The organism is Streptomyces sp. NPDC014727, assembly GCF_043083485.1.
Lineage (GTDB): Bacteria > Actinomycetota > Actinomycetes > Streptomycetales > Streptomycetaceae > Streptomyces.
This window is the reverse complement of record NZ_JBIBYR010000007.1, coordinates 285,826-301,656: the sequence shown is the minus strand read 5'-3', so window position 1 is coordinate 301,656 and position 15,831 is coordinate 285,826. Positions and strand designations below refer to the sequence as shown.

General features: G+C 69.8%; 17 protein-coding genes and 1 pseudogene. 7 read left to right on the top strand and 11 right to left on the bottom strand.

The window, feature by feature from the left end:
- Both ACF1B9_RS14750 and ACF1B9_RS14745 read right to left on the bottom strand, forming a co-directional pair.
- Nucleotides 1-803 (bottom strand): annotated as a pseudogene (locus tag ACF1B9_RS14750) (IS200/IS605 family accessory protein TnpB-related protein); the annotation flags it as partial.
- A complete protein-coding gene (locus ACF1B9_RS14745; protein ID WP_391795916.1) occupies nucleotides 796-1,374 on the bottom strand; it encodes an IS607 family transposase in 579 nt (192 codons plus the stop codon). The gene ACF1B9_RS14745 and the pseudogene ACF1B9_RS14750, both read right to left, overlap by 8 nt.
- Before the next feature lie 259 nt (nucleotides 1,375-1,633).
- Here ACF1B9_RS14745 and ACF1B9_RS14740 point away from each other — a divergent pair, with 259 nt between their 5' ends.
- Complete coding sequence (locus ACF1B9_RS14740; protein ID WP_391795915.1) at nucleotides 1,634-2,575, top strand: helix-turn-helix domain-containing protein; 942 nt, start codon at nucleotides 1,634-1,636, stop codon at nucleotides 2,573-2,575.
- Nucleotides 2,572-3,381: a helix-turn-helix domain-containing protein gene (locus tag ACF1B9_RS14735; RefSeq protein WP_391742307.1), complete on the top strand. Its 810-nt coding sequence runs from the start codon at nucleotides 2,572-2,574 to the stop codon at nucleotides 3,379-3,381. Before ACF1B9_RS14740 ends, ACF1B9_RS14735 begins: the two co-directional genes overlap by 4 nt.
- Nucleotides 3,382-3,598: 217 nt before the next feature.
- On the opposite strand, the gene ACF1B9_RS14730 is transcribed toward ACF1B9_RS14735, so the two are convergent.
- The 5 genes from ACF1B9_RS14730 to ACF1B9_RS14710 all read right to left on the bottom strand — a co-directional run bounded on the left by ACF1B9_RS14730 (nucleotide 3,599) and on the right by ACF1B9_RS14710 (nucleotide 8,152).
- Complete coding sequence (locus tag ACF1B9_RS14730; protein ID WP_391742308.1) at nucleotides 3,599-4,045, bottom strand: peptidoglycan-binding domain-containing protein; 447 nt, start codon at nucleotides 4,043-4,045, stop codon at nucleotides 3,599-3,601.
- Between the two features lie 380 nt (nucleotides 4,046-4,425).
- Complete coding sequence (locus tag ACF1B9_RS14725) at nucleotides 4,426-4,683, bottom strand: hypothetical protein (RefSeq protein ID WP_391742309.1); 258 nt, start codon at nucleotides 4,681-4,683, stop codon at nucleotides 4,426-4,428.
- 84 nt (nucleotides 4,684-4,767) lie between these two features.
- Entirely contained in the window at nucleotides 4,768-5,661 is an 894-nt protein-coding gene (locus ACF1B9_RS14720; RefSeq protein WP_391742311.1) for an SDR family oxidoreductase, read from the bottom strand.
- Entirely contained in the window at nucleotides 5,658-6,617 is a 960-nt protein-coding gene (locus tag ACF1B9_RS14715; protein ID WP_391742312.1) for an alpha/beta fold hydrolase, read from the bottom strand. Before ACF1B9_RS14715 ends, ACF1B9_RS14720 begins: the two co-directional genes overlap by 4 nt.
- The gene (locus ACF1B9_RS14710; protein ID WP_391742313.1) at nucleotides 6,614-8,152 is read right to left on the bottom strand and encodes a flavin-containing monooxygenase; all 1,539 of its coding nucleotides are present in this window, start codon (nucleotides 8,150-8,152) and stop codon (nucleotides 6,614-6,616) included. Before ACF1B9_RS14710 ends, ACF1B9_RS14715 begins: the two co-directional genes overlap by 4 nt.
- A gap of 166 nt (nucleotides 8,153-8,318) precedes the next feature.
- On the opposite strand from ACF1B9_RS14710, the gene ACF1B9_RS14705 reads away from it, so the two are divergent.
- On the top strand, nucleotides 8,319-8,969 hold the full coding sequence (locus tag ACF1B9_RS14705) for a MerR family transcriptional regulator (protein WP_391742653.1): 651 nt from the start codon (nucleotides 8,319-8,321) through the stop codon (nucleotides 8,967-8,969).
- Between the two features lie 51 nt (nucleotides 8,970-9,020).
- Here the strand turns inward: ACF1B9_RS14705 and ACF1B9_RS14700 are convergent, their stop codons facing one another.
- Nucleotides 9,021-9,836, bottom strand: coding sequence for an exodeoxyribonuclease III (locus tag ACF1B9_RS14700; protein ID WP_391742315.1), 816 nt, complete (start codon nucleotides 9,834-9,836; stop codon nucleotides 9,021-9,023).
- A 50-nt stretch (nucleotides 9,837-9,886) separates the two neighbouring features.
- Between ACF1B9_RS14700 and ACF1B9_RS14695 the strand changes: the two genes are divergently transcribed.
- The gene (locus tag ACF1B9_RS14695) at nucleotides 9,887-10,366 is read left to right on the top strand and encodes a GNAT family N-acetyltransferase (protein WP_391742316.1); all 480 of its coding nucleotides are present in this window, start codon (nucleotides 9,887-9,889) and stop codon (nucleotides 10,364-10,366) included.
- Nucleotides 10,367-10,543: 177 nt separating this feature from the next.
- On the opposite strand, the gene ACF1B9_RS14690 is transcribed toward ACF1B9_RS14695, so the two are convergent.
- Nucleotides 10,544-11,341, bottom strand: coding sequence for an SAM-dependent methyltransferase (locus ACF1B9_RS14690; protein WP_391742318.1), 798 nt, complete (start codon nucleotides 11,339-11,341; stop codon nucleotides 10,544-10,546).
- Between the two features lie 187 nt (nucleotides 11,342-11,528).
- The gene (locus ACF1B9_RS14685) at nucleotides 11,529-12,125 is read right to left on the bottom strand and encodes an ArsR/SmtB family transcription factor (protein ID WP_391742320.1); all 597 of its coding nucleotides are present in this window, start codon (nucleotides 12,123-12,125) and stop codon (nucleotides 11,529-11,531) included.
- Between the two features lie 216 nt (nucleotides 12,126-12,341).
- On the opposite strand from ACF1B9_RS14685, the gene ACF1B9_RS14680 reads away from it, so the two are divergent.
- Nucleotides 12,342-12,614 (top strand): hypothetical protein, encoded by a 273-nt coding sequence (locus tag ACF1B9_RS14680; protein ID WP_391742322.1) that lies wholly within the window; start codon nucleotides 12,342-12,344, stop codon nucleotides 12,612-12,614.
- A gap of 542 nt (nucleotides 12,615-13,156) precedes the next feature.
- Nucleotides 13,157-13,831, top strand: a complete 675-nt coding sequence (locus tag ACF1B9_RS14675; protein WP_391742324.1) for a DUF4232 domain-containing protein — start codon at nucleotides 13,157-13,159, stop codon at nucleotides 13,829-13,831.
- Between the two features lie 346 nt (nucleotides 13,832-14,177).
- On the opposite strand, the gene ACF1B9_RS14670 is transcribed toward ACF1B9_RS14675, so the two are convergent.
- On the bottom strand, nucleotides 14,178-14,471 hold the full coding sequence (locus tag ACF1B9_RS14670; protein ID WP_391742326.1) for a helix-turn-helix domain-containing protein: 294 nt from the start codon (nucleotides 14,469-14,471) through the stop codon (nucleotides 14,178-14,180).
- Nucleotides 14,472-15,299: 828 nt separating this feature from the next.
- On the opposite strand from ACF1B9_RS14670, the gene ACF1B9_RS14665 reads away from it, so the two are divergent.
- Complete coding sequence (locus ACF1B9_RS14665) at nucleotides 15,300-15,596, top strand: hypothetical protein (RefSeq protein WP_391742327.1); 297 nt, start codon at nucleotides 15,300-15,302, stop codon at nucleotides 15,594-15,596.
- The last annotated feature ends 235 nt before the right edge of the window (nucleotides 15,597-15,831 follow it).

Below are 15,831 nucleotides of genomic sequence, written 5' to 3'. Positions count from 1 at the left end.
ATGCGGTCGGCCCATTCCTGGCCCCGGTGCGCGAACGCGGTCTTCGAGGCCAGGACGTACCGTCCGTGCTTGGCGTTCGCCAGGCCGGCGAGCGGCGCGGGGAGCTTGACGGACACATCGCCGTCGGGGGTGACGCGGATCGTCTCGTTCCCGAACCTTTTCCCGGACTCCCCGTCCGCTGACAGGAACCAGCGCTCGGCCTCCCACCGTTCTCGCCACTCGGCCTCGGTGAGCTGCGCGGCTTGGAGGTTGTGCCGGTTGCCCAGCAGCTTCCGGCCGCCGCGTACGACGTGCACGACACCGGCCTCCCGGTCGGCACGCGCCATGTCGAGGCGGTGTTCCAGGACCGCCAGGCGGCGGGACTTGTTGAACCACTCGCTCCTGGAGCGGTAGCCGCCGGGAGCCTTCTTGGTGCCCTTCTCCCCGACCGGCTGGGACAGGCGGTGCGTCAGCGTGCGGACACCGGCTTCAAGACCCTGGATGTGCGCGAGCCGGCAGCGGCGCGACAAGGCCCACTGATCGTGTGTGGCCTTCGTGATGCTGCCGGCCCACCGCGAGGACGAGGCGGCCGTCAGGCCCTGCTTACGCGCGGCCCACGTATCCGTCGAGTGCTCCAGGCCGTTTCGGCACCTGGCCGCCAGATCACCGGACGCCAAGCGTCCGAGGTGTTCGCCGATCAGGCGCAGCACCTTGTCGTCCTCGGGCATGAGGTGCTTGAGCCGGGTCCGTATCGCGACACCGGACGGCCCGAGCACGACGAACGGCGCATCGATGGTACGGAGTTTCCTCTTCGGCTCAGTCACCGGCTGCCGCCGCCTCAAGAGCTTTGCGGGCCCGGCTCTTCGCCGAGCGACGCCCGTACAGGCGGGCACAGAACGACGTCAGCACCTCGGCCATGTCCCGCACCAGGTCGTCTTCGACTTCTCCGTCATCAAGGACAACGAGACGACGCCCAGAAGCGGCAAGCACGGCCTCGACCAGTTCCACGTTCATCCGGCCGAGCCGGTCCTTGTGCTCGACCACCACCGTGGTCACGTCCGGATCAGCCAGCAGACGACGGGCCTTGGCACGCGAGCCGTTCATACCGGAAGCGATCTCGGACTCAACCCGAACCACCCGGTGACCTGCCTTCGCAGCCCACTGGGCGAGCCGGGCCGTCTGCCGCTGCAAGTCCTCCTTCTGATCGCGCGAGGAGACACGAGCGTACAAACCCACACCACCCGTCACGGACGGTGAGGAGTTCGCTTCGACGTTCACCAGGATCGTGCGCGGACCCACCCGCTGAGCCGGTACCGGCAATGTCCCCTCACGGAACCACCGATACGCGGTCTGCGGATGCACACCCTGCGTCTTCGCCCACTCCGTCAGATTCACGCCCTGACAACGACACTCACTCGCACATGGTTACGCTCACCTACCCGACCTCGATGCCCAGCAGTTGAAAACCCCTTCAGACCGGACCCAGGTTCGGCAACGACTCCAATGCGCCAACTTTCGTACGGCCGGAGCCGAGGCCGATCCGGGCCGGTGTGGGACGTTCCATGCCCTGACCTGCTGAGGCGCGGCGTCCCGGGGCGCGACCACAGAACGGGGGCCGTGGCCGACACGCCACGTCTTCTCCTGCCCGGCCACGATGCCGCACTATTTATGGCAACTGCCGGAATGCATCGGGGGAATTCGCATGCCGCGATGGAAAGAGCTGCCCGCAGAGACATCCCATAGTGAACGCCAACTGCTCGTCCAGTTACGGAGGTTGAAGGATCACAGCGATCTGAGCCTGGCCGCCCTCGCGAGCCGGACCAGCTACAGCCGTTCCTCGTGGGAGCGGTACCTGAACGGGAAGAAGCCCGTGCCGCGCAAGGCCGTCGAGGAACTGGCCCGGGTCTGCGGTACGGAGCCGACGCGGCTCATCGTGCTGTACGACGTCGCCGAACGCGCCCGCGCCAAGGCGCCCGCACGGGGGCGGGCGGACGAACCGTCGTCGCCCCCGAGGTCCGAGCAGCCCTCCTCGCCCGCTCAGGACCAGGAGCAGGGACAGGAAAAGGGGCGGGAGCAGACTCCGGACCAGGACCAGGACCAGGACCATGACCAGGACCAGGAGTCGGCGTCGACCTTGGCGTCGGCGTCGGCGTCGGCATCGGTGCGACCGGGCCGCACGGTGCCGCTGGGGTGGACGCTCGCCGTCGTGGCCCTGGCCGTCGCCGTGGCCTTCGGGGCCGGGCTGCTGACGGCACGGGGGTGGGACGACGAAGCCCCGGCGGAGAAGACCGGTCCCGTCGCGGTCGGAGCGGGGTATCTGCGCGGCCAGACCTACAAGTGCGCGGTGCGGCGGCAGGACGGTGAGCTGCGGGCGGGGCACAGCGACACCCGCGAGATGCTGCTCGACATCAACAGCACCGGTTTCGACGTGGTGGAGGCCCAGTGCCTGCTGCGTGAGAAGGGTTTCAGCCCCGGCGTCTTCGACGGACTGTACGACGAGCGGACCAAGGGTGCCGCCAAGAAATTCCAGCATGCGCACCACCTGGTCATCGACGGCATCATCGGCCCGGACACCTGGAGGGAGCTGCGCAGATGACGGCCTCCACCGCGGGCGGTCAACTGGCGGAGGAACTCCGGGGCGTCAGGGAACGGTCCGGGCTGAGCCTGGCCGCGCTGGCGGCCCGTACCCCGTACAGCAAATCGTCCTGGGAGCGGTACCTGAACGGGAAGAAGCCCGCACCGCGCCAGGCGGTCGAGGCGCTGTGCGCGATCGCCGGAACGCCACCCGGCAGGCTGCTGGCGTTCTGGGAGCTGGCGGACGCCGAGTGGAGCGGCCGGGCACGGCCCGTGTCCGCACCGAGGGAGCCGGAGGTACTGGACCGCCCTGCCCCCTCCCCCGTGCCGCCCGCCGCCGCTGCCCGCGCGGGCGTGCGGTGGTGGGCGGTCGCCGCAGCCGTCGCCGGGGTGGCGGCGGCCTGCGTGGCCGTACTCGCGTTCACCGACGGGAGCCCGGACGAGCAGGCGCGCACCGCCACGGAGCCGCCCGTACGCAACGTCGGGTGCAGGGGCGACAGTTGCGAGGGCAAGAGCCCCGTGGCCATGGGCTGCGGCGCGGCCGGGATGATCACCACCCTGGCCACGCACACCGCCTCCGGCGGACGGCGCCTGGAACTCCGCCATGCCGAGCTCTGCCACGCCGTGTGGGTCCGGGCCACCGGACTGGTGCCGGGCGACCGGGTCGAGCTGTCGCTGCCGGCCGGGCGCACGCAGTCGGTCACGGCCGAAGGAAGTCTCGACACCGGGCGGTATCTGGCGACCCCGATGGCCTCCGGCGACAACCGGACCAACACCAGGATCTGCCTGGACGTACCGGGCAGACGCCCCGAATGCTTCACCGGCTGAACCTGGGCCACCGGCATGCGCGTCGGCGTGTGGGCGCTCGGTTCGGTGGGGGCTGCGGCCCCTGCTCACCCCGGACGCGGTCGCCCTCGGGCCGACGGCATCCGGAGGACGACGGGCCGAGGGCGTCCGGCGCCGTCCGCCGCGCGGACCGTACGCACCGGAGGCGGCGCAGCCTGCCCTCCGGTGCGTACGACGGGTCCACCGCGACGGGTTCGGCTCAGAGCGAGTTGCAGGACCGCGCGAACGCGGCCTTGGTTGCCGATCCGGCGATTCCATCGATCTTGCCCTTGTAGCCCCAGTACTTCTTGAGGAAGCGCTGCAACGCCTTCACCGTGCCGCTCCCGACCTGGCCGTCGATCTTGCCGGTGTAGCCCCAGGAGCTCTTGAGCCAGCGCTGCATCGCCTTCCAGCTGTCGGTGCCGAGCTGCCCGTCGATCTTGCCCTTGTAGCCCCAGTTGGCCTTCAGCTGGCGCTGGAGCTTCTTGGCCTGCGTCGCGTTGAGGCCGAGGTTGACCACCGCGAGCGGGGCGACGGCCTCGGAGCTCACTACCGGCTTCGCGGTCTGCTCGGACGCCGCGAAGCTGGTACCCGCAGCCGCCACGCCTCCGCCGGCGATCGCAAGTGCGGTGGTGACACCGACGAACGTCCTCGTCAAGGTTCGCATTCTCTTTGCCTTCCCCGTAGTTGGATCCGACCGCGTCGGCCGGTTCGCCAACAAGACTGCGGGGCGGGGAGCGAGAGCTGCCAGAGGTACCGCAGAAGTGACGCACTCAGGGGACGTCCCACGCGCTGACCTGCCAAGACGTCGTCCACGGTGACGTGGTGGCGGGACGGTGGGACGCGGGACGGTGGGACGGTGGGACTGCGGGCCGGTGGGACTGCGGGACTGCGGGACTGCCACCGAGGGCGCACCGGGCCGGGAGCCGGCCTCCGGCCGTCGCCCGTCGGCGGTCCCCGGAAGCCCTGATCCACGCCACGCGCAAGGGGCGCGCCCGGTATCCGGGCGCGCCCCTCACCAGACAACGCGCAGCGTCGCGAAACGCGTCAGCGGTCGAAGCGCTCGCGGGCGTCGTCCGTCGCCTGCTGGGCCCTCTCGCGGCCCTGCTGGGCCCGGTCACGGCCCTGCTGGGCCCGGTCACGGCCCTGCTGGGCGCGGTCACGGCCCTGCTGCGACGTCTTCGAGGTCCGGCCGGACGCGTCCTGCATCCGCTCCCGGCCCGTGTCCTTGCCCTCGTTCGCCTTACGCTTCGCCTGGTCGGCGAGCTCCTGCGCCTTGTCCTTGAACTGGTCTGCGATACCCATGCCGTTCACTCCTAGTGGTGCGTGGGGGACGGTCCGTAAGGACCTCGACCAGAGTTACACGCCCCGGCAGGCATCGCATTTCGATCACTTACGCTGCGTGCGCGCCGCCCGCGCGTCCTGGTCAGCGGCCCCTCCGGCACCGACGAGCGCCTTGCTCACACCCTCCAGCCGCGAGCCGAACCGTTGCATCTCACGCTGGCCGACGACCCCGATCACCGACGGGAGGTATCCCCGTACGGACTGCATCCCGCGCAGCCACCACTGTGCGTACACATGCGCGGAGCGCCGTTCGATGCCGGCCACGATCCGGTCGACCGCCGGACCCAGCGGGTACGTACGGTTCGACGGCCAGGGCAGCCGCTGCCGCAGCTCCCGCATCACGTCGTCCTGGTCGGCGCCCCGCACCATGTCCGTGTCGGTCCAGGAGAGGTATCCGACCCCGACCTTCACCCCCCGGTAGCCGACCTCGGCCCGCAGACTGTGTGCGAACGCCTCCACGCCCGACTTGGACGCGCAGTACGCGGTCATCATCGGCGCCGGTGTCATCGCCGCGAGCGAGGCGATCTGCAGGAAGTACCCACGGCTCTCCATGAGCACCGGCAGGAACGCCCGCCCCGTCACCGCGCCACCGATCAGATTGACCTCGATGACCCGCCGCCACGCCTCCGGGTCCGAGTCGAGGAACGGTCCGCCCGCCGCGACCCCGGCGTTGGCGACGACGACATCGACCTTCCCGAACCGTTCCTTGACCTCCTCGGCGACGCGCGCCATCGCCGCGTGGTCGGTGACGTCCGCGAACCAGTGGTCGCTCTCCGAGTGCAGCCGCTCGGAGACCTTCTTCAGCTCGTCCGGCTCCAGACCGACCAGTGCGAGCCTGGCGCCGCGCGCCGAAAGCTTGCGGGCCAGCAGTTCGCCCACACCACGCGCCGCGCCCGTGACGACGACGACCTGTCCTTCCAGACTCCGCCTGTCGCTCATGCGACATCCTCCTTCTCGGCCGTACCGTCCACACCGTCCACGCCGACCGCACCCACCGGGAGGTACGCGGCGACGAGTTCCCGGAGCTTCGCCGTGACCGCCTCCGGCGCCTCCACCGGTGTCATGTGGCCCATGCCCGCCAGTTCGGTGAGCCCCAGGCAGTCGGGCAGCGCCGCCGCGATGGCGCGGGCGTGCACGGGCGGCGTCAGCCGGTCCTCCGTACCCGCGATCACCGCCGTGGGCACCCGCAACTCCCTCACTCCCGCGTCGAGATCGAGCTCCGCGAGGACATGCCCCCAGGCGACCCTGGCCGCCCTCGGGCACGCGTGCACGATCCGGGCACAGGTCTCGACCCGGTCGGGGGCCGAACCCGCCCCCATCGTGCCGTACTTGAGTATCCGCCTGGAGACCGGTGTGACCGGTCCGAGCGGGGCCCGCGACCCGAGGATCGCGCGGGTCATCCTGGTCCGGACGGCCCCGGCCCGCAACGGCACCACCCGCGACTCGGCTGTCAGCCGCGAACTGCCGGTGCTGCACAGCAGTACGGCCGCCGCGTGCTCGCGCAGTCCGGCCCGCCGCGAGGCGGCCATCATCGTCATGCCGCCCATGGAGTGCCCGGCGAGCACGGCCTTCTCACCCGGTTCGAGCGTGGCGGCCAGCACCGCTTCGAGGTCGTCGGCGAGGGCGTCCGTGCTGTACCCCTCGCGGCCCGGGGCGGGCGAACGACCGTGGCCCCGCTGGTCGTAGACGACGACCCGGTGGTCCACCGCCAGGTCCCGGATCTGCGCGGCCCAGAAGTGGGTGCTGCAGGTCCAGCCGTGCGACAGGACCACCGCGGGGGTGTCTTCCCGCCCGTGCACCTCGGCATGGATGCGCGCGCCGTCGGCGGAGAGGGCGGTCAGTTCGCGCACGGGGGCGGGTGCGGCGTCGTCGTCGCGCCGCAGCAGCCGGCTCATCGCACGACCTCCTCGGCGACGGCCTTCACCGTGGTGGGGTCCCCGGGCGCGGCGGCATTCTTCGGGGCCCTGACGACCTCGTACTCCGCGAGGTCGACCGACCGGGTCACCTTGCGGAACTCGGCGGTGGTGCCCGGCCAGACCGTGGTGTTGCGCCCCTCGGCGTCCAGGTACCAGCTGTCACAGCCGCCGACGTTCCACACCGTGCGCTTCATCCGCTGCTGGACGCGCCGGTTCCAGGCCCCGACCGCCGAGGGGCGCGCGTCGAGTGCGACGCGACCGCCCAGCACGTTCAACTGGCGCAGGTAGTCGGCCATGTAGTTCAGCTGGGACTCGATCATCAGGATCATCGAGGAGTTCCCGAGCCCCGTGTTGGGGCCGATGATCGTCATCCAATTGGGGAAGCCGGACGCGCTCGCGCCGCGCAGCGCCTGCATGCCGTCCTTCCAGGACTCGGCGAGCGTGATGCCTTCCGCGCCCACCACCCGCTCGGCGATGGGCATGTCGGTCACATGGAAGCCGGTGCCGAAGATGATCGCGTCGGCCTCGGTCTCCGTACCGTCGGCGGCGACGACCGTGGAGCCGCGCACCTCGGCCAGGCCGGAGGCGACCACATCGACATTGGGCCGGGCGAGCGCCGGGTAGTAGGTGCTGGAGAGCAGGATGCGTTTGCAGCCGATGCGGTAGGAAGGAGTCAACTTGGCCCGCAGCGCCGGGTCCTTGATGGACCGCGCCATGTTGGACTTGGCTATCGACTCGACCAAGCCCAGCTCGTCGGGGCGCTTGGTGAAGGCGCTGACCTGCAACTCCCTGATGCCCCAGAGCAGTCCGCGGCGCGCGGTGCCGGTGAAGGGGAGCGTGCGGTGCAGCCAGCGCTCGGCGCCGCTGATCCTCCGGTCCATGCGCGGCATGACCCAGGGCGGGGTGCGCTGGAAGAGCGTCAGCCTGCTTGCCTTCGGCTGGATCGCGGGCACGATCTGGATGGCGGAGGCGCCGGTGCCTATCATCGCGACACGCTTGCCGGTCAGGTCGTAGTCGTGGTCCCAGCGGGCCGAGTGGAAGACCTTGCCGGGGAAGCTGTCGAGTCCGGGGATGTCGGGCGTCTTCGGGTCGGAGAGCGGCCCGGTCGCGGAGACGACCACATCGGCGGTGAAGGTGGCCCCGTTGCCGGTCTCGATGACCCAGTGGAGCGCGTCGCGGTCCCAGCTCATCAGCAGCACTTCATGGCCCAGCCTGAGGTGCGGACGCAGCCCGAAGGTGTCCGCGACGTGCTCCAGGTAGGCGCGGATGTGCTCCTGCCCGGAGAAGGTGCGCGGCCACTCGGGGTTGGGGGCGAACGAGAACGAGTAGAGGTGGGACGGCACGTCGCAGGCGCAGCCCGGATAGCTGTTGTCGCGCCAGGTGCCGCCGACGGAGCCGGCCCGTTCCAGGACGACGAAGTCCGTCATGCCTTCGCGGCGCAGCCGGACCGCGGCCCCGAGGCCCCCGAATCCGGATCCGATCACCGCCACTCGTACGTGCTCGTGCTGGGCCATGCTGCCCCTCCCGCGGTACGTCACACGACTCTGCCAGCAATCACTGGCATTGTTGGGAGAGTAGAGCAGCTCCGTACCGATGGGTAGGGGGCGACCAGGGAAAGTTACCGGCGGTACAACATAGGGTGCGGGTGTGGCTGACGGACGCGAGCACCGTGAATACCGGATGGAGGAGCTGGCCAGGGAGGCCGGCATCCCCGTGCGGACCGTGCGCTTCTACCGGGAGCGCGGACTGATCTCGCCGCCTCGCCGCGAGGGGCGCATCGCCTGGTACGACGACCACCACCTGGCGCGGCTGCGCACCATCGCGGGCCTGCTGGAACGCGGCCACACGCTCACCGGCATCGCCGATCTCGCCCGCACCTTCGAGAGCGGTCGCGATGTCGCCGAAGTACTGGGCCTGGGCGAGCCGACGGAGGAGACCCCGGTCCGCCTCACCCCCGAGCAGCTCGCGGACTACTTCGAGGGCGAGGTCACCCCGGAGAATCTGGCCGCCGCGCTCGACCTGGGCTATCTGGCCACCGACGGCGACGAGATCGTCCACATCAGCCGCCGCCTGCTGGAGGTGTCGGCGGAACTGGTCCGGGAGGGGATACCGCTCGCCACGGTGCTCTCGGCCGGCCGCCAGGTCCGCGAGCACGCGGACGCGCTCGCCGAGCTGTTCGTCGGCATCCTCCGGGCCCATGGCGACGAGACCGAGCCACCCCAGCTCCGCCCCCTGGCCCGCGCGGTGGTGGACGCCGAGCTCTCCATGGCGCTGGACCGGCGTCTGCGCCGCGAGGACCCGGACCACCCGTCGCGGGAACGCGCGTCCTGACCCGAGCCCCCGGGCCTCCCACCCCGGCCCTCGGACTCCACCCCCGCGGGCCTACAGCTCGTAGACCACCGTCACCGGCGCATGGTCGCTCCACCGCTCACCGTGCGTCGCGGCCCGCTCGACCCAGCCCTTCACCGCACGGGCGGCCAGCCCCGGCGTCGCCACCTGGTAGTCGATCCGCCAGCCCGTGTCGTTGTCGAAGGCCCGCCCCCGGTAGGACCACCACGAGTACGGCCCCTCCTCCTCCGGACGCAGCACCCGTACGACATCGACGTACTCGGCCTCGTCGAAGACCCGGGTCAGCCACTCCCGCTCCTCCGGGAGGAAGCCGGAGCTCTTCTTGTTGGCCTTCCAGTTCTTCAGGTCGGCCTCCCGGTGGGCAATGTTCCAGTCACCGCAGACCAGCACCTCGCGGCCGTCGGCCGCGGCGCGCTTCCTGAGGCCCTGCAGGTACGGGAGGAACACGGCCATGAAACGTTCCTTCTCCTCCTGCTTCTCCGTGCCGACCTCGCCGGACGGCAGATACAGGCTCGCGACCGTGACACCGGGCAGATCGACCTCGACGTACCGCCCGCTCGCATCGAACTCCTCGCTGCCGGCGTCCCCGAAGCCACCGAACCCGATCTGCACACGCTCGGGCGCACGCCGCGTGTACAGGGAGACACCCGCCCGGCCCTTGGCGGCGGCCGGTGCGTGCACGGTGTGCCAGCCCTCCGGTTCACGCACCTCGGCGGGCAGTTGCTGCGGCTCGGCCCGCACCTCCTGCAGGCAGATCACATCGGCTTCGGTCCCGGCCAGCCACTCGACGAAGCCCTTCTTCGCGGCGGCGCGGAGCCCGTTTACATTGACGGTGGTCACAGTGAGCATTACGGCACGATACCGGCACCAATGAACCGCATACCTGTACCATGTTTCGCATGCTTATCCATCCTCGGCCCTTCGACCACGCCGATGCCGTCAAACTCAACGACCAGGTGCAGCTCGAATACGCCGAGCGATACGGCGACGAGGGCGATGTCACACCGCTCGCCCCGTCGATGTTCGACCCGCCGAACGGCCTGTACCTCCTCGCCTACGACGCGCAGGGACGCCCGGTCGCCACCGGTGGCTGGCGCTCCCAGGAGCGCAACGCCGAGGGATACTCCGACGGCGACGCCGAGATCAAGCGGATGTTCGTGATCCCCGAGGGCCGCGGCAACGGGCTGGCGCGCCGCATCCTGGCCGCGCTGGAGGCCGACGCACGGGCGGCCGGCCGGACCCGCATGGTGCTGGAGACCGGGGACAAACAGCCCGAGGCCATCGCGCTGTACAGGTCCAGCGGCTACACCGCGTGCGAGAAGTTCGGCCACTACCGCACCTACGAGAGCAGCATCTGCTTCGCGAAGCCGCTGCGCTGACGGGTCCCGGCACCCGTTGGCCCTCCCCTCGGCGAGCAGCATCCGGTTCCGGGCGAAGAAGACCAGTCGTCCACGTCCGGGACCAGGCCGCCGGCCCCGGACGGAAAAGGCGGCACGATGCTCCACCGCCCGTCAGCGGCGTCGACCGCACCGCCCCGAACTCATCGGTCCCGGACGTCACGCCCCGGCTCGGCGCACCCGTCCGACACCCACGTAGAAACCGCTGCGCTCGACGAGAGGCGCCGGCTCCTCCCGGTACCACTGGGTGGCGTACACCAGCCCGGGTTCGACGAGGTCCAGGCCCTCGAAGAAGGGCTCGACCTCGCTCCGGGTCCGCATCCGCAGCGGGATCGCGCCCTTCTTGTACGCGGTCTCGGTCTTCTGCCGCAGCTCCGGATGCTGATCGGCCGTGCCGTGCGAGAGCACCAGGAAGCTGCCTTCGGGCAGGGCGTCGACCAGGGTGCGGGTGATGCCGTACGGGTCCTGGTCGTCGGGCAGGAAGTGCATGAGCGCGATGAGGGACAGCGCGATGGGCCGGCTGAAGTCCAGCAGTTCACGGGCGCGTTCGAGGATGGCCTGCGGATCCCGCACATCCGCGTGGAGGTAGTCGGTGGCCCCCTCCGCGCTGCTGATCAGCAGCGCTTCCGCGTGGCGCAGGACGATCGGGTCGTTGTCCGCGTAGACGATCCGGGCGCCCGGGATGATGGCCTGGACGACCTGATGCAGATTGGGTGCCGTGGGGATGCCGGTGCCGATGTCGAGGAACTGGTCCACCCCGCCCCGCGCCAGCCATGCGGAGGCCCGGTGCATGAAGGCCCGGTTCCGCGCCGCGTTGCCCCGCGCCTCCTCGGGCAGCGTCTCCCCCACCTGCTGGTCGACCGGATAGTTGTCCTTGCCGCCCAGGAGCCAGTCGTAGACGCGCGCGGGGTGGGGCTTGCTGGTGTCGATCTGGACCTTGGGTGTTCCGGCCGTCACAGGACGCTCCTCCGTACGGGAAATCACGAGCAGCTGAGCAGTCGGTCCGTCATGGGAACACCCCCGGCAGGACCCACGGAAGCAGCCGAGCACCACCAGCGTAGACCGCCCCACCGCCACGTCCCCACGCCGGACACCGGGCAACCACGGCTGAACACACAGCGGTTCGGCACGGCGCCCCCTGCCGTCACGCCCCGTCGGCCGGGGGCGGTGCGTCTCGCCCGTCGTCGGGCAGCACCACCAGGCGAACGGCCATCTGGCGTGAGCCCGGCGGGTGTTCACCGGGCGCGCTCGCGTACTTGTGCAGCAACGCCTGGTACTCCTCGGTGAACGAGGCGACCTGTTCCTTCGTCATCCGCAGCCCGGCCCGGTAGATCTGGTTCCAGCCCGCCGAGGCGTCGTACCCGGCGTACGCCCGCACGACCAGATTCAGGTCATGGGTCATCTTGAGCGCGCCGATCTTCACGGCGGCCTCGCGTTCGTCCGCCGTCATCTCCAGGCCGGGCGGCGTGAAGATGTTGGTCATGAGCGACTTCCACCAGCGCTCCCGCCCGGTGGAACGCTCCTCGATCTCCGCGATCAGCTTGAGGTCGGCGAGCTTGCGCAGGTGATAGCTGGTGGTACCGGTGGACTCACCGAGGGCCTTGGCGACGCTGGTGGAGTTCGCCTCGCCGTGTTCGCCGAGATAGCTCAGGATGTCGCGGCGCACCGGATTGGACAGCGCCTTGTAGAAGGCCTTGAGGTCCGGGCCGGTGAGCACTCTCGTCTCGGGACGCTCGACCATGCCCGCCAGCATAGTGCAGAGATTCTCTGCAATCATTGCAGAGACTGTTTGCAGAACATCTCTGCAATCGCTACGTTGGTCCGGGAGGCGCCGTCGGGCGCCGGGAATCGCGGGGGCGAGATGCGAAGAGGCCTGACCCGAAGGCTGTCACCGGGAGCCGGGACGACCACCGGGACGACCGTCGGGGCCACGGCGGGAGCGACCCAGGCACCCCTCGTGCCCGATTCCCTGGACACCCGGCTGCGGGACGAGATCGACGACCAGGTCGCGGAGGCCTTCGACGCCTACCTGTCCGACCGACTGGCCGAACCCGGGCCGCTGCGCGCGTCCCTGACCGCGGCGCGCGGCGCCCGGGTGGTGCTGGGCACGGTCGCACTCGGCGCCCTCGCAACAGCACTCGCGCCGCCCGGCGTTGCCGCCGTCTGCGGGATCTGGGGCGCGATCGCCGTGATCGACGTCACCTGGCTGTGGGCCGCCCGCCGCCGCTGACGGCCCGTGAGACCCCTTCCCCACACGGAGCCGTGCGGAAGGAAGTCCCGGAACGACGAGATCCCGCCCGATCTTTCGATCGGACGGGATCTCGTGTGTGCGGTGCGCCGTTCGCGGGTGGGCCTGAGCTGCAGGTACGGCGACGTCGGACGCAACCTTCCCATTCACCTGAAGATCCATTCCCAATTAAGTGCATGATGCATATAAACGAGCGCGGAACTTCATCACCTGCAGCTCCGACGAGATATACAGCGCACACGGATAACCTCAGGAGGCAAGCGTCTGGTCTTCTCAGCATCGCGTACACGTGGCCAGCCGGTCGGTGATGCGGCGGCTGTCGAGGGAGGACGCGTCGATGCCGGAGACGGTGGCCGCGGGGGTTCGCCGAGGTGGAGCGGGCGGCGCGGGTATGGGCGACGATCTTGGGCGGAGTTCGTGCGGGCTTGGTGATTCTTACCTTCTGGATGCAACCAGTGCGTCTTGATGGATCATCCTGCTTCTCAGTTGGCTTTTAGGTTTTTTGATGGGGAAGAAGGAAGTTCATGCGCACTCGTGCCCGTACCCGCATAGCCGCTGCCGGCGCACTCGCTGCACTGTCCGCGCTCGCGCTCACCGGCTGCAACAGCGGCGACGAGGCTGACGCCGCCGCCGGTTCGTCGGCCCCCGCATCGGCGTCCGCGTCGGCCTCGACCGCGGCTTCGCCCGAGGCGTCGTCCGGGAGCAGCTCGAGCGGTGGCGGCAGCTCGTCCGGTGGTAGCTCGTCCGGTGGCGGCGCCACCGCGGCCTGCACCACCCAGAACACCTCGGCGCAGTTCCGCCAGAGCGCGAACCACGCCAGCGAGTCGCAGGCGGCCGCCGGTTCGCTCAGGATCACCAACTCCTCCGGCGCCGCCTGCACCATCGTCGGTCCCACGGTCGTGACCGTCACCGATGAGGCGAAGGGCGGCGGGCCGGTCTCCGCGGACAACTCCGAGGAAGGCTCGGATGCGGTCGACATCCCGGCGGGCGGCACGGCGACGGCCGACGTGATGTACAACGACGTGAACAACGAGGGCACCGCGCGCCTCTCCTGCAGGACGGAATCGCCCACGGTCAAGGTCGCGCTGCCGAAGGACGCGGGCACCACGGTGAACGTGATGAAGGCGGACGGCTCGCCGGGCGGTGTCTTCAGCCTCTGCGCCGACTCCTTCAAGCTCGGCGCCTTCTCGGTCGGCTAGTACTGCAACGGTCTTTGCGGTGACGGTTGGGCAGGTTCGGGTGGTGTGTGGCCGCGTCGTTGGTAGTGGCTGATGCGGGCTTGGTGCTGTCGTCTGCGTCGCCAGTGCGACCAGTGCAGAATGTGGTCGATCGAGGCAGGGCGCCGGTGGGTGAGCCGGTGGATCAGGCGTTTGATTCGGCCAGGCTGAGGGGGGCGAGGCCGGATGATTCGTTTCTGCTTTCCCGGCGTCGAGCTCGCGGGCCCGCAGGATGGCCGTTTTTGAGGGCAGCCCACCGTCGGGCTACCTGTGGCGTGCTGAGCCCAATCCGTCCTGCCCGCACAGATACCGTGCGGGTTCCGGAGGTTCAGCAATGCGTCGATCCCGGATCATTGGTACCCGGGTAGAGACCCACACCGAGCCCGTCCTCCAGACGGCTCAGCGTCGCGATACCCGGCCAGCTACTGCCGGCGAGGAGATTCGCGACCGCCTGGCGGTTGACGCCGCTGAGAGCCGCGACGCGTCGCAGACCCAGCCCCTGAAGGGTCATCTGCCTGGTCAGGGCTTGTGCGACAGCCTGGACCACCCTGGCCTGGGGCTGGTCAACGAACGTCGCCTCGGGCCAGTTCTTCGGGTCCCGAGCCAGCTCCCGCGGCGGCATACTGCGGCCTCGACGACGCCTTCGAGGTCATCACGTTCGGGGTCAGCGAGCAGCTGCGCGCGAACTCTCCATCCCTGCCTGCGACATCGAGAATCAGGACGCGGTCAACGCCCTGTACAACCGCTTCCACCGCGCCTGGACCCGTATGAACCGGCTGCTGGACGCGGCACCGCATCAGCGCCGCAGCCGGCTCCCCAGAGCTGCGGGGCTCAAAGTCGCTGCCCAGTGGAACGGCGACCGTGGACAGCCCGCGCTCCGCCACCTTGAAGAGCTCGCTAACCGGCTGGGCACCGTCCCAGTCCGCACCGCCTTCAGCAAAGGCCCGATGCGCCACTGGGGCGGGGACACGACGATCGACACCACCTGCGTGCCGACTTGGGCCCCCCCACACCCGCAAGCGCTCCGCCCTGGAGTGGCACTACAAGGGCGGTGGGGACCGCGAGTTCGGCTACAGCGCCACGCTCGCCATCGCGGCCCACGCCGACCCGGACCGAGCCGGCCGCTACCCACAGCTGATCTTCGGCATGGTGCTGCACACACCCAAGAAGGACATGGGCCGCCACGCCCACTACGTCAGCGCCGTGCTCGCGCAGCTCACCGAACTCCGTAGCTTCACGGCGGCCGATCGCGCCTACACCAAGCTCCTCCCCGAGATCTTCCACCAACCGATGCGCGCCCTCGGCTACATGCCCGTGCTCGACTTCACTGAGCCCCAGGTCACCGCCGCTACAGCGGAAGGCAATCATCAGGGCGCGATCACCAAAGTGGGCCGCCTCTTCTGCCCCCTCACCCCGCGCCGTTTGCTCGACCTCTACACCTTCCTGGGCCTTGGCCTACCAGACGTTGCGTGCCCACATCGAAGGTGGCAATGGGCGGCTGAAGTCTGTCGACACCGCCCTGCACGCCCGGGAGAGACGTCAGCCCCGTGGCCGTGTCGCTCAAACTCTGCTGTCCGCCATCACCGTCATGGTCCACAACATCAAGGAGCTCGAGCAGTACCTGGCAGCCAGCAAGCAGAGCGCGATCACCGGCCTCGACCTCGAGCCGAGCGATGTCCTTCTGCCTTACCCGGCGATCAGCTTGACGGTCGCGCCCCGCTCTCAGGTGCTGAGCCGCAGCCCCTGAGTGGGCACGTTCCAGGTAATTGAAGATCGACACGTCGCGAGACCGCAGGAGCCTGCCTCCACGCCTGCGGTCCCCGCGGCATGTCCGCATCCCAACCCCCGGTCTGTTCCGACGCGGACTGCCACGCTTCCCAGCGGCCCGGCAGGCTGACTTTCACACAAGCAGGAGCTCAAACGACGAGATCCCGGTCAGACGATGACCGTCTGACCGGGATCTCGTGTGTGCGGTGGGGCGT